The 15,650-nt window shown below is 61.8% G+C and carries 16 protein-coding genes; 7 read left to right on the top strand and 9 right to left on the bottom strand.

What is annotated here, in order from left to right:
* Positions 1-9 precede the first annotated feature (9 nt).
* The 3 genes from LAN70_12775 to clpB all read left to right on the top strand — a co-directional run bounded on the left by LAN70_12775 (position 10) and on the right by clpB (position 4,427).
* A complete protein-coding gene (locus LAN70_12775) occupies positions 10-843 on the top strand; it encodes a methyltransferase domain-containing protein (protein ID MBZ5512026.1) in 834 nt (277 codons plus the stop codon).
* Between the two features lie 265 nt (positions 844-1,108).
* Complete coding sequence (locus LAN70_12770) at positions 1,109-1,594, top strand: Hsp20/alpha crystallin family protein (protein MBZ5512025.1); 486 nt, start codon at positions 1,109-1,111, stop codon at positions 1,592-1,594.
* Between the two features lie 184 nt (positions 1,595-1,778).
* Positions 1,779-4,427 carry an ATP-dependent chaperone ClpB gene (clpB, locus tag LAN70_12765; protein MBZ5512024.1) on the top strand — a complete coding sequence of 883 codons (2,649 nt, stop codon included), beginning with the start codon at positions 1,779-1,781 and terminating at the stop codon, positions 4,425-4,427.
* A 149-nt stretch (positions 4,428-4,576) separates the two neighbouring features.
* Here clpB and LAN70_12760 read toward each other — a convergent pair whose 3' ends face one another.
* Positions 4,577-5,059 carry a DinB family protein gene (locus LAN70_12760; protein ID MBZ5512023.1) on the bottom strand — a complete coding sequence of 161 codons (483 nt, stop codon included), beginning with the start codon at positions 5,057-5,059 and terminating at the stop codon, positions 4,577-4,579.
* 353 nt (positions 5,060-5,412) lie between these two features.
* Here LAN70_12760 and LAN70_12755 point away from each other — a divergent pair, with 353 nt between their 5' ends.
* Entirely contained in the window at positions 5,413-6,792 is a 1,380-nt protein-coding gene (locus LAN70_12755) for a DUF4382 domain-containing protein (GenBank protein MBZ5512022.1), read from the top strand.
* Positions 6,793-6,954: 162 nt separating this feature from the next.
* Here LAN70_12755 and LAN70_12750 read toward each other — a convergent pair whose 3' ends face one another.
* Positions 6,955-7,290 carry a zinc ribbon domain-containing protein gene (locus LAN70_12750; GenBank protein ID MBZ5512021.1) on the bottom strand — a complete coding sequence of 112 codons (336 nt, stop codon included), beginning with the start codon at positions 7,288-7,290 and terminating at the stop codon, positions 6,955-6,957.
* 145 nt (positions 7,291-7,435) lie between these two features.
* Here LAN70_12750 and rsmI point away from each other — a divergent pair, with 145 nt between their 5' ends.
* Positions 7,436-8,314, top strand: coding sequence for a 16S rRNA (cytidine(1402)-2'-O)-methyltransferase (gene rsmI / locus LAN70_12745; protein MBZ5512020.1), 879 nt, complete (start codon positions 7,436-7,438; stop codon positions 8,312-8,314).
* Positions 8,315-8,601: 287 nt separating this feature from the next.
* Here rsmI and prmC read toward each other — a convergent pair whose 3' ends face one another.
* A complete protein-coding gene (gene prmC / locus LAN70_12740) occupies positions 8,602-9,477 on the bottom strand; it encodes a peptide chain release factor N(5)-glutamine methyltransferase (GenBank protein ID MBZ5512019.1) in 876 nt (291 codons plus the stop codon).
* A 170-nt stretch (positions 9,478-9,647) separates the two neighbouring features.
* Here prmC and LAN70_12735 point away from each other — a divergent pair, with 170 nt between their 5' ends.
* On the top strand, positions 9,648-10,139 hold the full coding sequence (locus tag LAN70_12735; protein ID MBZ5512018.1) for an energy transducer TonB: 492 nt from the start codon (positions 9,648-9,650) through the stop codon (positions 10,137-10,139).
* Between the two features lie 168 nt (positions 10,140-10,307).
* On the opposite strand, the gene prfA is transcribed toward LAN70_12735, so the two are convergent.
* From prfA to LAN70_12720, 3 genes are all read right to left on the bottom strand, one after another.
* On the bottom strand, positions 10,308-11,387 hold the full coding sequence (prfA, locus tag LAN70_12730; protein MBZ5512017.1) for a peptide chain release factor 1: 1,080 nt from the start codon (positions 11,385-11,387) through the stop codon (positions 10,308-10,310).
* Between the two features lie 22 nt (positions 11,388-11,409).
* Positions 11,410-11,793 (bottom strand): four helix bundle protein, encoded by a 384-nt coding sequence (locus LAN70_12725; GenBank protein MBZ5512016.1) that lies wholly within the window; start codon positions 11,791-11,793, stop codon positions 11,410-11,412.
* A gap of 125 nt (positions 11,794-11,918) precedes the next feature.
* Positions 11,919-12,908, bottom strand: coding sequence for a DUF1385 domain-containing protein (locus tag LAN70_12720; GenBank protein MBZ5512015.1), 990 nt, complete (start codon positions 12,906-12,908; stop codon positions 11,919-11,921).
* A gap of 188 nt (positions 12,909-13,096) precedes the next feature.
* Between LAN70_12720 and LAN70_12715 the strand changes: the two genes are divergently transcribed.
* Positions 13,097-13,465, top strand: a complete 369-nt coding sequence (locus tag LAN70_12715) for a hypothetical protein (GenBank protein MBZ5512014.1) — start codon at positions 13,097-13,099, stop codon at positions 13,463-13,465.
* Between the two features lie 95 nt (positions 13,466-13,560).
* Here the strand turns inward: LAN70_12715 and LAN70_12710 are convergent, their stop codons facing one another.
* The 3 genes from LAN70_12710 to LAN70_12700 form a co-directional block, all read right to left on the bottom strand.
* Positions 13,561-14,277 carry a hypothetical protein gene (locus LAN70_12710; protein ID MBZ5512013.1) on the bottom strand — a complete coding sequence of 239 codons (717 nt, stop codon included), beginning with the start codon at positions 14,275-14,277 and terminating at the stop codon, positions 13,561-13,563.
* A gap of 736 nt (positions 14,278-15,013) precedes the next feature.
* Positions 15,014-15,205 carry a twin-arginine translocase TatA/TatE family subunit gene (locus LAN70_12705; GenBank protein MBZ5512012.1) on the bottom strand — a complete coding sequence of 64 codons (192 nt, stop codon included), beginning with the start codon at positions 15,203-15,205 and terminating at the stop codon, positions 15,014-15,016.
* A 183-nt stretch (positions 15,206-15,388) separates the two neighbouring features.
* Positions 15,389-15,592, bottom strand: coding sequence for a hypothetical protein (locus LAN70_12700; protein ID MBZ5512011.1), 204 nt, complete (start codon positions 15,590-15,592; stop codon positions 15,389-15,391).
* Between the last annotated feature and the right edge of the window lie 58 nt (positions 15,593-15,650).

Below are 15,650 nucleotides of genomic sequence, written 5' to 3'. Positions count from 1 at the left end.
GCAAAATCCGTGGTAGCCTGCGGCGTGCTGCCCGATCTCGTCCTACGCCGGTGTCCGATTTGTAACTTCGACAACCGTTCCCAACCTGTCCATCCCTATTCCGAGCCGCCGTGGGAATTGAAGCAGTGCGCCGGATGCGGGCTGGTCTACCTGGAGAACGCACCCGCGTATCAGAAGCTGGAAACGGAGTTGGCCTGGGAAAAAACCTGGGCGGAAGAAGGCCGGCTGCGACGCCGGCGAGAGCCGATCTTGTACTATGCAAGCCGCACTCTGCAAAGCATTCCCAAGCGGCTCTTGCGGCGGGATAAGCTCATGTCGTGGGTTCGGCGGTACATTGCGCCCGGGCAAATCCTGGACCTCGGATGCGCCGGCGGCCACACCCTGCTCAAGCTACCGGATGACTACGTACCGTTCGGAGTCGAGGTTTCCAGGGAGCTGGCGTCCATGGCACGCGCTCGTTTTTCCGGCCGCGGAGGAGACGCTATCCAGGGCCACGCCATCGCGGTGCTCCCACGCCTCCCGGCGGACTCCTTCTCCGGCGTGCTCATGACTTCCTATCTCGAGCACGAGCTGGACCCGGGCACCGTGCTGAAGCATGTGGTACGGGTCATGCGCACCGGAGCTCGCGCCATTGTCAAGGTGCCGAACTTCGCCAGTTGGAACCGCATCGTCCGTGGCCGGCGCTGGTGCGGTATTCGCCATCCTGACCACGTGAATTACTTCACGCCGGCACTGCTCGACCGCCTGCTGCGCGCCAGCGGACTGCGCGTGCTGCGCTTCGGTCCATTCGACCGTTTTCCTACCAGCGACAGCATGTGGCTGGTGGCAGAAAAGCCCAGCTAGCGAATTTGCCGGTTTCCACAGCCACCCTTCTCCCCTCCTGCGCATCAAGGCGCGTGGGCCTCAACTTCCAGCGACAGGTGTTTTTTGCGCGGCTTCCCGCCACATCGAGAGGCCAACTATGTATGTAATTAGCTGATATTAAACGTGAAACAATGATTGACAGTAACACACTAAGATTTTATGATTGTAAATTGTAAAGCACTGATGAAGCCCCCAAGCTGGCGCTTGAGGCGAGTCAGCCACCAAAGTCAAGGAGGAACTTGCTATGCCGATCATTCGTTGGGATCCGTTCCGGGAGTTGAACCTGATCACCAGCCGCATGAACCGTCTGTTCCAGGACACTTATGGCCCGGGCAGCACGGAAGAGAGCCTGGCCACATCGGCTTTCGTTCCGCCCGTGGACATTTACGAGGACGAGCACAACATCACCCTCAAGATTGAAGTTCCGGGCATCGAGCAGAAAGACATGGATGTCCGCATGGAGAACAACACCCTGACCGTGCGCGGCGAGCGCAAGTTCGAGAAGGAAGAGAAGGAAGAGAACTTCCATCGCCTCGAGCGGCGCTATGGCAGCTTCTACCGCGCCTTCACGCTGCCCAACACGGTGGATCCGGACAGCGTCAGCGCCGAGTACGACAACGGCTTGCTGAAGATCAAGCTGGCCAAGAAGGCCGAAGCCAAGCCGAAGCAGATCAAGGTCAGCGTCGGCCCGGGCCAGAAGACCTTGGAGGGCAAGGGCAAGGCGGCGTAAAACAGCCATTAGCGATCAGCCGTCAGCAATCAGCGGCGGAGCAGGGGGAGACGGCTGTGAACACCGTCTCCCCGATTTTTTTGAAGTTTTGAGCGGTTAAGAATCAAATATCTGAAGCAAGAGTGCTTTCAGGATCGGCCGTCTTTAGCTGACGGCTGATAGCTGAAAGCTGAGAGCTAAAAATATGCCAATCCGTTGGGACAAATTGACGGTCAAGGCGCAGGCCGCGGTGCAGCGCGCCATGGAAGTTGCCTCCGAGCGCGGCAATCCCGAATTGCTGCCCATGCACCTGCTGGTCGCGTTGCTGGAGGACCGGGAGGGCATTGTCGCTCCGGTGCTGGAGAAAGTCGGCGCCGGTCCGCAGACAATCCTTGCGCAGGCCAACCAGGTTCTGGAGGAACTGCCGCGCGTCTCCGGCGGCGCCGCGCAGCCCGGCCTTTCCACCACCGCGCAGCGCCTGCTCGACCAGGCTTTCAAAGAGGCGGATAACTTTAAGGACGAGTACGTCTCCACCGAGCATCTGCTGCTGGCCATGACCGACCAGCGCGGCGACCGGGCGCACGACCTGCTGGCCCGTCACGGCGCCACCCACGATGCCGTGCTCAAGGCGCTCACCGCGGTGCGCGGCAATCAGCGCGTTACCGACCAGAATCCGGAAGCGAAATACCAGGCTCTGGAGCGCTATGCCAAGGACCTGAATGAGCTGGCGCGCCGCGGCAGGCTCGATCCGGTGATCGGCCGCGACGAGGAAATCCGCCGCGTCGTGCAGGTGCTCTCCCGCCGCACCAAGAACAATCCGGTGCTGATCGGCGAACCCGGTGTGGGCAAGACCGCGATCGTCGAAGGTCTGGCCCAGCGCATCGTCTCCGGCGACGTACCTGAAATCCTGAAGAACAAGCGCGTGGTCGCCATGGACCTCGGCGCCATGCTTGCCGGCGCCAAGTACCGCGGCGAGTTTGAAGATCGCCTCAAGGCGGTTCTGAAGGAGATCGAGGAGTCGGAAGGGAAGATCATCCTGTTCATTGACGAGCTGCACACCCTGGTCGGCGCCGGCGCCGCCGAAGGCGCCATTGACGCCAGCAACATGCTGAAGCCGGCCCTGGCTCGCGGCGATCTGCGCGCCATCGGCGCCACCACGCTGAACGAGTATCGCAAGTACATCGAAAAGGACGCCGCCCTGGAGCGCCGTTTCCAGATCGTCTTTGTCGGCGAGCCCAACGTCGAGGACACCATCGCCATCCTGCGCGGCCTGAAAGGGCGCTATGAGGTCCACCACGGCGTGCGCATCAAGGATTCGGCGATTGTCGCCGCTGCCACGCTCTCGCACCGCTACATCACCGACCGTTTCCTGCCCGACAAGGCGATTGACCTGATTGACGAGGCCGCCGCCTCGCTGCGCATCCAGATTGATTCCATGCCCACGGAAATCGACCAGCTCGAGCGCCGCGCCACGCAACTGGAAATCGAGCGCCAGGCGCTGGTCAAGGAGACGGACGTCAACTCGCGCGAGCGCCTCGCCACCGTCGAGAAAGAGCTGGCCAACCTGCGCGAGCAATCGAACCGCCTGAAAGCCGTATGGCAGCAGGAGAAAGCGAAGATCAACCGCATTCGTGAGCTGAAGGAGCGCATCGAAAAGCTCAAGCTGGAAGAGCAGTCGGCCACCCGCACAGGCGACTACACCCGCGCCTCGCAGATCCAGTACGGCGAGCTGCCGCAGCTCCAGGCCGAACTCGACCGCCTCAACCAGGAAGCGGATGGCGCGTCTGCCGACGGCGAGTCCGCGCGCATGCTGAAGGAAGAAGTGGACGAGGAGGACGTCGCTCGCATCGTCAGCAAATGGACCGGCATCCCGGTCAGCAAAATGCTGGAGGGTGAGGTCAAGAAGCTGGTGGACATGGAGAACCGGCTGCGCCAGCGCGTCGTCGGGCAGGACGCGGCGCTGGAGAAGGTCGCCAGCGCCATCCGCCGTTCACGCGCCGGGCTCAGCGACCCGCGCCGTCCCATCGGGTCGTTCATCTTCCTTGGCCCCACCGGCGTGGGCAAGACCGAACTCGCCCGCGCGCTCGCCGAATTCCTCTTCGACGACGAGCACAACATGGTGCGCATTGACATGTCGGAGTACATGGAGCGCCACGCTGTCGCACGCCTGATCGGCGCGCCTCCGGGCTACGTCGGCTACGAAGAGGGCGGGCAGCTTACCGAGGCAGTGCGCCGCCGTCCTTACTCGGTGGTGCTGTTCGACGAAATCGAAAAAGCGCATCCCGACGTTTTCAACGTGCTGTTGCAGATCATGGACGACGGACGCCTCACCGACGGCAAGGGCCGCGTGGTGGACTTCCGCAACACCATCATCATCATGACCTCGAACCTGGGCGCCTCGTACCTGACGCCGGAGAACCTGGCCACGCCCGCCGCGTTCGAGCGTGTGCGCGCGCAGGTGATGGCGGTGGTGCAAGCCAGCTTCAAGCCCGAGTTCCTCAACCGCGTGGACGACATCATCCTGTTCAACCCGCTGGGCAAGGAGCAGTTGACGCGCATCGTCGAGCTGCAACTGGAATCGCTGCGCCACCTGCTGGCCGAGCGCAAGATTTCCCTCGAGCTGACGGATGCGGCCAAGGAATTGGTGTTCACCGAAGGTTACGACGTGCAGTACGGCGCGCGCCCGCTGAAGCGCGCCCTCCAGCGTCTGATCCAGGATCCGCTGGCGCTGAAGATTCTCGACGGCGAGGTGCTGCACGGCGACCACGTCATCGTGGAAGCGGACCTGCCGCGCCGGCGCATGGTCTTCAAGGTTTCGCGCCGCATCGGCGAGGCCGCGCGTGCGAAGAAATAAAGATTCAACCACGGATCGCCGCGGATGAACACGGATCAGACAATCAGATCTGATCCGCGTTCATCCGTATAAACCCGGCCTTGTGGTTTTCCCTTTGCGTCCCTTTGCGTCCTTTGCGGTTAGCTTTTGCTCGCGACTCGCGACTCAACTCAAAACTCCGAACTCGCCACCGTCAGCTTGCCCTTCCGTACCGCCTCGATGAAGTCGGTGTACGCCGGTTCGCCGGCGCGGTCCCGCACCGCCGCCGCAATCTGCCCCCGGTGATACACGCCGTGCATCAGCACGTGCATCAGGATGTCGCGCACCTCGTTGTTGTACTGCTCGCCTTTGGAGTTGGTGTAGGCAATCTCGGCGTCGAGGTCGGCGTCCACAAGTTCCGCCAGGTACTGCTCCCAGGCTTGCCGCAGCTCCGCGATCTGCCGTTCGCAATCCTCCAGCCCGAACTCCGGCCACACCGCGGTCTGCTGCCTCCCCTGCTGCAGCCGCGCCATCCACAACAGCTCGGCGGCCACGATGTGCGCCATCACCTTGCGAGCGCGCTCCGGCGGATGTTCCATCTCCTGCAACGAGCGCAGCGCCTCGCGGTTGGCCCAGTCGTCGAATAGAAACATTTCGCGTAGGTAGCCCAGCATGCCCCTCAGCCTCCCATCAGCAACAGATGCCCGGCCGCTCGCCGCAGATGAACATTTAGTGCTGTTTTGGAGCGCGTTCGCCTGCGAACAAAATCATCAATCGACAATCGACAATCGGCAATGCCTTTGCTTTGTCCCACACGCAACCCGTCCCAGCGGCGCGTCCCGGCGCTGGGCGCCTCGTCGATCCCGCGGCGAAACTGCCTGTAAGCCATTAACTCTGCGGTAAATAGGCGACTTTTCCTGCGCCGCGCAATCCGTGTCTGCCTGTACGATTACACTGTTATTGCAACCGGCTGCCGTGGAACGTCGCTTGCCGTGAAGCTCTATTACGCGCTCTGAGGAGGTGGTTCATGAGGTGCCGCACTCGAATTCCGGTACTCGCAGCCGTTGTTGTCCTGCTCGCCATTCTGATTGCGTGCACCAGCGGAGGCGGAGGCAGCGCCCCGACAAGAATCTCCATCAGTCCCGCTGCGGTTAGCGTCACGATCAGTGACCCGGCCACCTGCTCGTCGGCCGCCGGCGGTCCTTACAGCAACGTCTGGGTGACGATCACCGACGTCCAGATCAACACCAGCGCCACCGCCGCCGACAACGATCCCAACTGGGTTGACCTGACGCCCAACCTGAAAAACGCCCCGCAGCAGGTGGACCTGCTCGCCGCCGCGACCAGCCAGTGCTTCCTGGCGACCCTGGTTTCCAACACCGCGCTGCAGCCTGGCACGTATCAGCTAATCCGCATCATCCTCGCCAACAACAGCGCCATTCCTGCCAACAACCACTGCGGCGTAGCGGGAGCGAATTGCGTTGTCGTAGCGGCAACCGCGACGCCGCAAACGCTCCAACTCTCCAGCGAGTCGACGACCGGAATCAAGATTCCTCCCGGCCAGATTGCCGGCGGCAGCTTCACCGTCGCATCGGGTGAAACCAAGGACCTGAACATCAATTTCGATACCTGCGCGTCGATCGTGGTGCTGGGCACCGGCCAGTTCCGCCTCACGCCCGTCCTGCACGCGGGAGAAGTAGCGGTGACCGCGGTATCGATCACTGGCACGCTGGTGGACAAAGCGACCAACTCCCCCATCGCCGGCGGGAAAGCGATCGTCGCCCTGGAGCAGAAGGACGCCAGCGGCGTGGACCGCGTGATCATGCAGACGACGCCCGACAGCACCGGCGCATTCAACTTCTGTCCTGTTTCCGCCGGCACGTACGACGTGGTGGCGGTTGCGGTGAGCGGCGCCAACGTTGCCTACGCGGCGACCATCACCACCGGCGTGCCACAAGGAAGCGCGCTCGGCAATATCCCGATGACTGCGGTCACCGGCACCAACACTTCGCCGGGGACCATCACCGGCCAGTTGACCTCGGTCAACGCCAGCAGCGCCGCCACGTCTGCCGATGTCTTGCTGTCAGCGTTGCAGAACGTGAATGCCACCAACTTCACGATTCCGGCCGGCACGCAATCGGCGACGCTCAGCGTCACCTCCCCAGCCAGCTACACCATGACCCTTCCGCCGGTGAATCCGACCGTCGGCGCATTCGCGGCGAACGGAACGACGTATACAGCGGGCGCGGCCGGCAACGCGGTTTACGTCGTTGAGGGCCAGGCGTTTGTGCCGATGTCGGGCGGCACGGCCGATTGCACGCAGCCCAAGCAGACCACGGCGCCGGTTACGGTGTCGGCAGGTGGCAGCACCGCCGCGCCCACGCTGGCCTTTACCGGATGTCAGTAGATGTCGGTAATTGTTTCGCTTTGCGTTGTTCTCGCTTGCAGACCAAAGGGCACGGGATTCGTCCCGTGCCCTTTTGATTGCAGCGTGCACTAAGGGTTTGTCATTCCGAGCGCGGCGAGGAATCTAGGTTTTTCTGAAACTGAAACCGAAACTGAAACTGATTTATTTCTTTTCCTTCGCGCCCTTCGAGTCGCTCTTGGTTTCGGTCTTAGTCTTGGTCTCGCCTTTGGTTTCGCTCTTGGTCTCGCCTTTGGTTTCGCTCTTGGTCTCAGCTTTGCTCTCGGCCTTTTTCTCGCCTTTGCTGTCACCGCCAGAGCCTTTGCGCTGGTAGTCGGTCACATACCAGCCACTGCCCTTGAACTGCACCGAGGACGTCGACATCATTTGCGCGATCTTCCCGCCGCACTCGGGACACTTCGGCGGCGGCGGATCGGAGAGGCGCTGCAGTTTCTCAAAGCGGAAATGGCAGGCCTGACATTCGTATTCGTAAAGCGGCACGCTTCGATTGTAGGGGCGCGCGCAAACCAGCGTCAATTCAGCTCTTGGCTCTTAGCCGTTAGCTTTTAGCTGCTTCGGTTTGGCTAAAAGCTAAGAGCTAAAAGCTAAGAGCCAAGTTGCGAACAACTGCTAGACTCTTCTACCGATGAACAACGCGCAAGAAACCGGTGCGCCGCTCGCGCCCGGCGCGGCGCTGTACGTGGTGGGCACGCCCATCGGCAATCTCGAGGACATCACCTTGCGCGCGCTGCGCACGCTTCGCCAGGTGGACGTCATCGCCTGCGAGGACACGCGCCAAACGCAAAAGCTGCTGCACCATTACGGCATCCAGACCCCGATGGTCAGTCATCACGAACACAACGAAATTACCCGCGCCGCCGAACTGATCCTCAAGCTGGAAGAAGGCGCGCGGATTGCGCTGGTCACCGATGCCGGCATGCCCGCGGTCTCCGATCCGGGGTTCCGCCTGATTTCGCTCGCCATCCGGCACCACATTCCGGTGATCCCGATTCCGGGCGCGTCGGCGTTTCTTTCGGCACTGGTGGCCAGCGGGCTCGCCACCGACTCGTTCCGCTTCAGCGGCTTTTTGCCGGCCAAACGCGGCGAGCGCCGCAGCCTGCTGGAAACCATCCGCAACACGCCGCGCACGCAGATCTTCTATGAAGCGCCGCACCGCATCGTGGAGGCGATGGAAGACGTGGTCGCCGTGCTCGGCGGCTCGCGCCACGTGGTGATCGCGCGCGAAGTCACCAAGCTGCACGAGGAATTCCTCCGCGGCCGCGCCGACGAGGTCCTGGAGCGCCTGCGCGCGCATCCCCCGAAAGGCGAGATCACGTTGCTGATCGGCAAAATGGAAGAGCCGCAGGAAAGCGCGGCGCAACCGACTCCCGCCAACGTGCGCGACCGCGTGCGCCAACTGATCTCATCCGAGCAGCTCGACGAAAAAGCGGCGCTGAAGAAAGTGGCGCGCGAGCTGGGCATCTCGAAAAGCGAAGCCTATCGCGAGCTGCAGCGGGCGAAGTAATTTCTCGCCTCTGAGCGCGCGCAGCACGCGGCAGAACGTAGCCCACGGCGTAAGCCGTGGGACAACGTATAAGCATGCGAGAAAGCCCGCTTCAGCGGGCGACAGAGATGCGAGCCACTGTTGCGAGGGGAGTTTTCTTAACCGACACCTCGCCGGGCCGCGTAGCGGCAGCAGCGTCCGTTTGGAGGCCCCGGCGCCCTCGCCGGGGCCGCACTCGCCAACCCAACAACCCGACTGCCGCGGGCGCCCTCGCCCGCAGCGACTGAAACCGAAACTGAGACTGAAACTTACTTTTTCGCCACGATCACCCGTGGGATTCCCTGTAAATCCGGCACCGCGCGCACATCCCGCCAGTCGTGCAGCACCGCGCGCACCGCAGCCTCTTGCGAGTAGCCGATTTCCATGGCGAGGTAGCCGCCGGGTTTGAGGGCGGCACGGGCCTGCGGGGCGAGGCGCCGGATGACGTCCATGCCGTCTGGACCCGCGAAGACGGCGCAGCGCGGCTCGAACTTGCGGACCTCGAGCTGGACCTTGTCGTACTCACTTTCGCCGACGTAGGGCGGATTGGAGGCGACGATATCGAACTCACCCGCGATCCCGTGCAGCAGGTCGGTGGCGTGGAAGGTGACGCGATCGGTGAGCAGCAGGCGGGCGGCATTAGCGCGCGCAATTTCCAGCGCTTCTTCCGAAATTTCCGTGGCATGAATTTCGGCGCGCGGCAGCTCCGACACCAGTGCCAGCGCGACGCAGCCCGACCCGGTGCCGACGTCCACAATTCTTATCGGTTGCCCCACCCTTGTCTCGCCCGATTTTGGCGAGACAGGGTGGGGCAGTCCCTTGCACAGCTCCAGCACCGCTTCGACCAGATGCTCGGTTTCCGGACGCGGAATCAGCACCGCCGGGCCGACGATAAAATCCAGCCCCCAGAATTCCTGGTGGCCGGTGATGTATTGCGAGGGCACGCCGCGGGCGCGTTGTTCAAGCGCTTCGTCGTAACGATTTTGTTCGTCGGGAGAAAGTTCGCGCTCGGGGTGGGCGTAGAGGTAGGCGCGGTCGCAGCCGAGGACAAACATCAGCAGCACCTCGGCGTTCATGCGCGGAGAGCCGACGCGGTTTTCCTCCAGCATGGCGATGGCCGAGCGCAGTGCGTCTTTCAATTGCATGATGAAGCGATTTAACCACAGAGGGCACAGAGGAACGAGTCGCGAGTTCCGAGTTGTGCGTGTGCCGCGCCGCTGGCGCTCGGGTGTGTCTTGCGCAGGTTACCCACCGCTGCCGCGGTGGGCTAACGAATACCGCGCCTCCGGCGCTGCGTGGAGCATAGAATCACGCCGTGCGATGCATCACCACAGCGACCTTCGTCCTCGCGGCCAGCGTGCTTGTCTTGGGCCAGACCGCCGATCCTCCCGCCGTTGAAGAAGTCTTCCGGCAACTGCCGCCCAACCCGCACGCCCTCGAATTTCTACAGATGGGCCTGCACGGGCCGATGCACCCGCAAGTATTCGGGACCAATATCGATGGGAATTTCATCCCGGCGTACAAGGTCGGCGGTGGCGTAACGGCGCCGCGGGGCATCAAGATGCCCGATCCGGATTACCCGGAGAAACTTCGCGCGCGAGGAATAGAGGGAGCAGTCCTGCTGTGGGTAGTCGTTGGTACAGATGGAAGCCCCCATGACATTACGATCGGGCGGTCAGGAGGCTTTGAATTCGACAAGGCTGCGATAAAGGCTGTTAACAAATGGCGGTTCAAACCGGCAACCAAGGACGGAACTCCGGTCGCAGCAAGAATCAATGTTGAAGTGAACTTCCGCCTCTACCACTAGCTGCTACGCCAGCACCGTCGCCTGCTCTCTCAGCAGGCCAGCGCCGGAGGCGCGAAATTCGTTAGCCCACCGCGGCAGCGGTGGGTAGGCTGCGGAATCATTGCGGAGCGCCAGCGGCGCGGCACATTTCGAGCCTGACCGCTTCAATCCCCTCTGTGTCCTCTGTGGCTAGGCCAGCACCGTCGCCTGCTCTTTCAGCTTTTCCGCCTGGAAGTGCGTGGAGAGCGCGTCAATGAACGGCTGGAGTTTGCCGTCCATGACTTCGTCAAGCTGGTGCAGCGACAGGCCGACGCGGTGATCGGTGACGCGGTTCTGCGGAAAGTTGTAGGTGCGGATTTTTTCGCTGCGGTCGCCCGTGCCCACCATGGCGCGACGCTCTTTCGCCAGCGCCGCCTGCTGCTTCTCGCGCTCCATGTCGTACAGGCGTGAGCGCAGCACGCGCATGCCTTTTTCGCGGTTCTTGATTTGCGATTTTTCGTCCTGGCAGCTCACCACGGTGTTGGTCGGAATATGCGTGATGCGCACCGCGGAATACGTCGTGTTCACCGACTGGCCGCCGGGGCCGGAGGAGCAGAAGGTGTCGACGCGAATGTCTTTGGGATCGATCTTGATGTCCACGTCCTCGGCTTCGGGCATGACCGCCACGGTGACGGCGGAGGTGTGGACGCGGCCCTGCTGCTCGGTTTCCGGGACTCTCTGCACGCGGTGCACGCCGCCCTCGTACTTGAGCTTGGAGTAGGCGCCGCGGCCCTCGATCATGGTAATCACTTCCTTCAGCCCGCCGACACCCGATTCCGATGACGACAGCACTTCCACTTTCCAACGCTGCGCTTCGGCGTAGCGCGAGTACATGCGGAAAAGCTCGGCGGCGAACAGCGATGCCTCGTCGCCACCGGTGCCGGCGCGGATTTCCAGGATGACGTTCTTCTCGTCGTTGGGATCTTTGGGGATGAGCAGGACTTTGAGGTCTTGTTCAACCTGGGCGAGGCGCTGTTCCAGCGATTGCAGCTCTTCCTGCGCCATCTGCTTCATTTCGGGGTCGGATTCCTGGACGAGCATTTCGCGGGTCTCCGCGATCCCCTTTTTCAGGTCCTTGTATTCCCGGTACTTCTCGACCAGAGGCGCAATCTCGCTGTGCGCCTTGGCGGTCTTCTGAAATTTGCCGGAATCCTGCATGATATCCGGCGACGCCAGCGCCCTGGTCAGCTCTTCGTAGCGAGCTTCGATTTGTTCGAGGCGGTCAAACATGGTGGTCGATGGTCGATGGCGTTCACTTCGCAGCGCCCTCGGTGACATGTGATTCGTCGAGCGAATTGATCAGTCCCGTAAGGCTTCGAGCGACAACCGTTACCTGCCCAATCAGTTCCTTTGTTTTCTCTTCCGATATGTATTGTAGCTGTTGCGCAAGCAGAAATTGAGTTTCCAGTTCAAACAAGGAGCCGCGCGCGTGGAACAGAAAATGGAGGAACTCACGATCGGAGCGATGACCTTTGCCCTCGGCAATGTTGCTCGCGACCGAAACTGCCGCGCGTCGAATCTGCGACGACATCCCGTACAGTTCGTGTTTGGGGAATAATTCGGTCGCCTTATACGCCCCAGCCGCCAGTGCCATCGCCTGCTGCCATACCCTGAGGTCCTGGAATGAACCGCTCATATAGTGCCTCCGCAAATTGCTTAGTATTTGGAGGAGTGTACTAGAGGAAATCAAAGAAGGAAGGGCCCATCAGGAGGATTCGGCGCCGGGCAGCCATCGGCCATCGGCCATCGACCATCGACGTTCTACGCGATCACCAGCTCCCCACCCCGCTGCGCTTCCATTTCCATGGCGAGGTTCAGGGCGCCGATGGCGCACTCCACCTGGTCGTCGGCGGGAGGCTGGGTGGTGATCCGCTGCAGCCAGAGGCCGGGCGCGGTCATGACGGCAAAAAGCGAGCCGCGGTGCTTGGCGGCGAAGCGGATGATCTCGTAGGAAACGCCGGCGATCACCGGCAGCAAGGCAATGCGGATGGCGAAGCGCGTGCCGAAGGTGTGCGCCGGGATCGCCGTGTAGGCGACGATGGAGATCAGCATCACGGTCATCAGGAAGCTGGTGCCGCAGCGCGGGTGCCAGGTGACGTGTTTCTGGACCGCGGGCGGAGTGAGCGGGTCCCCGGCTTCGAAAGCGAAGACGGTTTTGTGTTCCGCGCCGTGGTACTGGTAGACGCGGCGCAGGTCGGCCCACAGTGAGGTCATCCAGATAAATGCCAGGAACAGCGCCAGGCGGATGACGCCGTCCACCAGGTTGAAGACGATCTGATTGCCGAACACCGGCGAGACGTGCTGCTTCAACTCGGTGGTGGCCACCAGCGGCAGGAACTTGTACATGAAGATGAAAAAGCCGACCGAGAGCAGGATGTTAAGCGCGGCTACCCAGCCGTTGATCTCAAGCTTCTTGCCGTTCTTGCCGGCCGGAATTTCATCGAGCACAACATTGGCGGAATAACGCAGCGCCCGGAAACCCAGTCCCATGGCCTGACCGAGGGTGACCGCGCCGCGAACGATCGGCCATCCCATCCACTTGTGCTTTTCCGAGGGGCGTTCCAGGGTCTCGGAATGCGAGGCAATGGTGCCGTCGGCGCGGCGCACGCAGATGCCCCAGGCGTGCGGCGAGCGCATCATGACACCCTCCAGCACCGCCTGGCCGCCTACCAGGGTCTCTTCACCGCTCTCCAGCGCCGGCAGGAGCTGCACAGCAGCCAGAAAACGCAGGTACTTACGCAAATTCTTCATGCCAGTCACTTGGATGATCGGAGCGGCCTCGGGGGTTCTGTTCAGCCTAGCCGGAAGCCGCGGCGGTGTCAATTTCCCCGAACTCGCAGGCTGCAGGCGGTCTGTTCCGTTTTCGTATCAAGATTCCGTTTCCTGAAATGCGGTTACGGAAATGGGTAGGTTAAGTATGGGAATATCGGACCCACGTTATGGACCATCAGCTCTTCGAACGCGTTCAAGCCGTGCTGCGGGAACTCGCTGCCATTCGCGCCGAGCTCGGCACTCCCACCAAAGACCCGGCCACCGGCCTCGCCGCTCCCAGACTCTCCGCCGAACAAATGCGCGATTTCAAGCGCGAGATTGACCAGATGCGCACGTTTCTGTGGGCGTGCATGGACACCTGGGAGGCCGGCTCTACCGATCCCAGGAACCGCTTGCAGCAGCTCCGCATGGAGTCGGCGGCCGAAATGCTTCGGCAACTTCGGCAGGACTTCGGCATTACCGGCATTCCGCCAACCAAGGCAGGACGCCGACTCTCCGTCCAGATACGGGAGGTTACACCGCTGCTGCCCGAGTGAGTCGCGCGGCGTCCCGTACAAAGCATGGCGTATCCGGCGACCCTGCGGGACCATACCTGGCTGTTTGTTTTCTGAAACTGAAACTGAAACTGAATCTAATTTTTCTTCTTGCCGCGCAGCTTGTGCCAGAGGTCCGGGCCGAACTCGCTCAGCAGATTCCAGCCGGCGGTGTTGGCAAGGCTCAGGCCGCCCGACGCGGCGGTTCGTCCGGGGTCGCGATCCACGTCAGGCAGATAGGTATTGCTCAGCGCCGCCGCGGCAAATGCGCCGCCGACCGCACTGAAATTAAAGCTCTGGCGGTCGGCGTCGGTGCGCGTCACCAGCACGCGCGAGATCGAATAGGCGAAGCGGCTGCCGAAGCCGCCATGACCCTTGCGGAAATAACGCGGGTCTTCCTGCAGGATGGAGGGCAGCAGGAATGACTGGAAAAACCGTGTGGACTCGGTGGTCGCCAGCTCCGCGCCATAGCGCGCGCCATAGGCCTCCCATCCCTGGCCGAAGCCGCGAGGATCGGTGTCGGTGGCCTGCCAGATGGCCGCGTCGACGCCGGCCGCCAGCAGGTTCGCCGGCGAGTAGCTGCGCTTTACCCAGACCATCAGCTTCTGTTGCGCGGTTAACGGGCAGACGTTCGTGTCCGGCGGCGCGTTAACGGTGGTGCTCGGCATGCTCATAACTTTCTGCGCTCCGCCGACAATGCCCCCGCGCCGATGCTTCTCCTCCAGCGTGGACGCGTCCACACAGTTTGAAGTTTGAGCTTGCGCCGCCATCGGCAATGCCAACGCCAGCACCACTGCCGCAAGGGGCAATCGCATTTGATCTCTCCAGCGGAGACGGCAGGATACCAGCAAAGTATTTGGATGCCGATGGAAGTTTAGGCGCTGTTCGGGGACACCGTGTCCTGTGCTGGGCCGAATCGCGGGGGATGAAATCGTTCGCGTCCCACGCGGTTTTGGCTTCATTTTGCACATTCACGATCTCCCGAACGGAGCAAGCAATGCGCTTGCGGGCTTGTACAAAACCGCAAGCTACGCTGCCCGCGCGGCTGGCCTCCGTCTCTCTTGTGAGAGGCTGCACCATTTTCTGGCAGGGGGTTGTGGACGGGCTGCACGCGATTGAAAATGCAGCAGATAAAAAGCACCTCCAACTCTTGACTTATAAATTAGTGAGAGTATAAGGGCACTCGTTCTTTGGCCGCTTCTGAAGTTTGCCCGGTTGGTGCGGCGTCCGGGGCTCGAGCCAAGTCGCTGTCCGCGCTCTCGAGGCGAAAAGGACGGAAGGCAAGGCAAGGGTCTATAGCCAAGCGCTGGTCGAGGGGAACAGGAAACGTAGCCAAGAGCAGGATAGAGTCCCGAGGCGTCAGTTCCGTTTTTCCGGTTGGTGGCAAGCCCGGAGCCCGAGCTCGAAAGATCGCGCGTCGCGACCCGCAAGGAAGTGACGAGAGCAGGTCAGCGAGGGTCTAAAGCAAGCTGCTGGTCGAGGAGAACGGGGCCGACATCACCTCGGGACTCTTAGTCTTTGCTGCTCTCCGCTCTTCTGATAGCTGACAGCTTACTTCGCTTCGTCCTTGTCCTTCGTTTCCGTGGCAGCGGGCTTCCCCTGGTCCTTCAGGCCGTCGCGAAAGCCGCGGATGCCTTCGCCGAGACCCTTGCCCAGCTCGGGCAGCTTCTTGGGGCCAAAAATGATCAGGCAAAGCACCAGGATCACCAGCAGGTGCGTCGGTTGAAACAGTCCTTCAAACATCATCATCTCCTGAGAAGCGGCCCTTGGATTATACGACGACGTCACTGCACCCTGTGACCCTTCTCGCGCCGCCAGACCCGCTCCCCTACTTAGACCCTTTTACCTTGGTGAAGTTGCAGAATTTACGATGGATAGGACGCCGCCGTCGTCCGGGGCCTTGGCCTCAGGCGGATCGGGTCGAGATCAGGCGAGGTCACCGTTTCCGCTTTCCGCTTCCTCCTCTTTTTCGTCCTCGTCTTCCTCGTCGGAGACCTTGGTGAGTTCCAGGGGCTCGGTGGTGACCACCTCAAAGTCGCTGCCGCACTCCGGGCAGGAGACAATTTCGCCTTCGTCCACTTCGTCGACTTCAATGTCGAGATCGCTTTCACATTCCGGACACAAAACCATTCCTGCCCTCCCTGAGCAAAACCGGGCCGTGCCGCAGCGCGGCCGAGCAACCTGATAA

The sequence above is a fragment of the Terriglobia bacterium genome (assembly GCA_020072845.1).
Taxonomy (GTDB): domain Bacteria; phylum Acidobacteriota; class Terriglobia; order Terriglobales; family Acidobacteriaceae; genus JAIQGF01.
The sequence above is the reverse complement of the archived record's forward strand: the minus strand, read 5'-3'. Positions and strand labels throughout refer to the sequence as shown.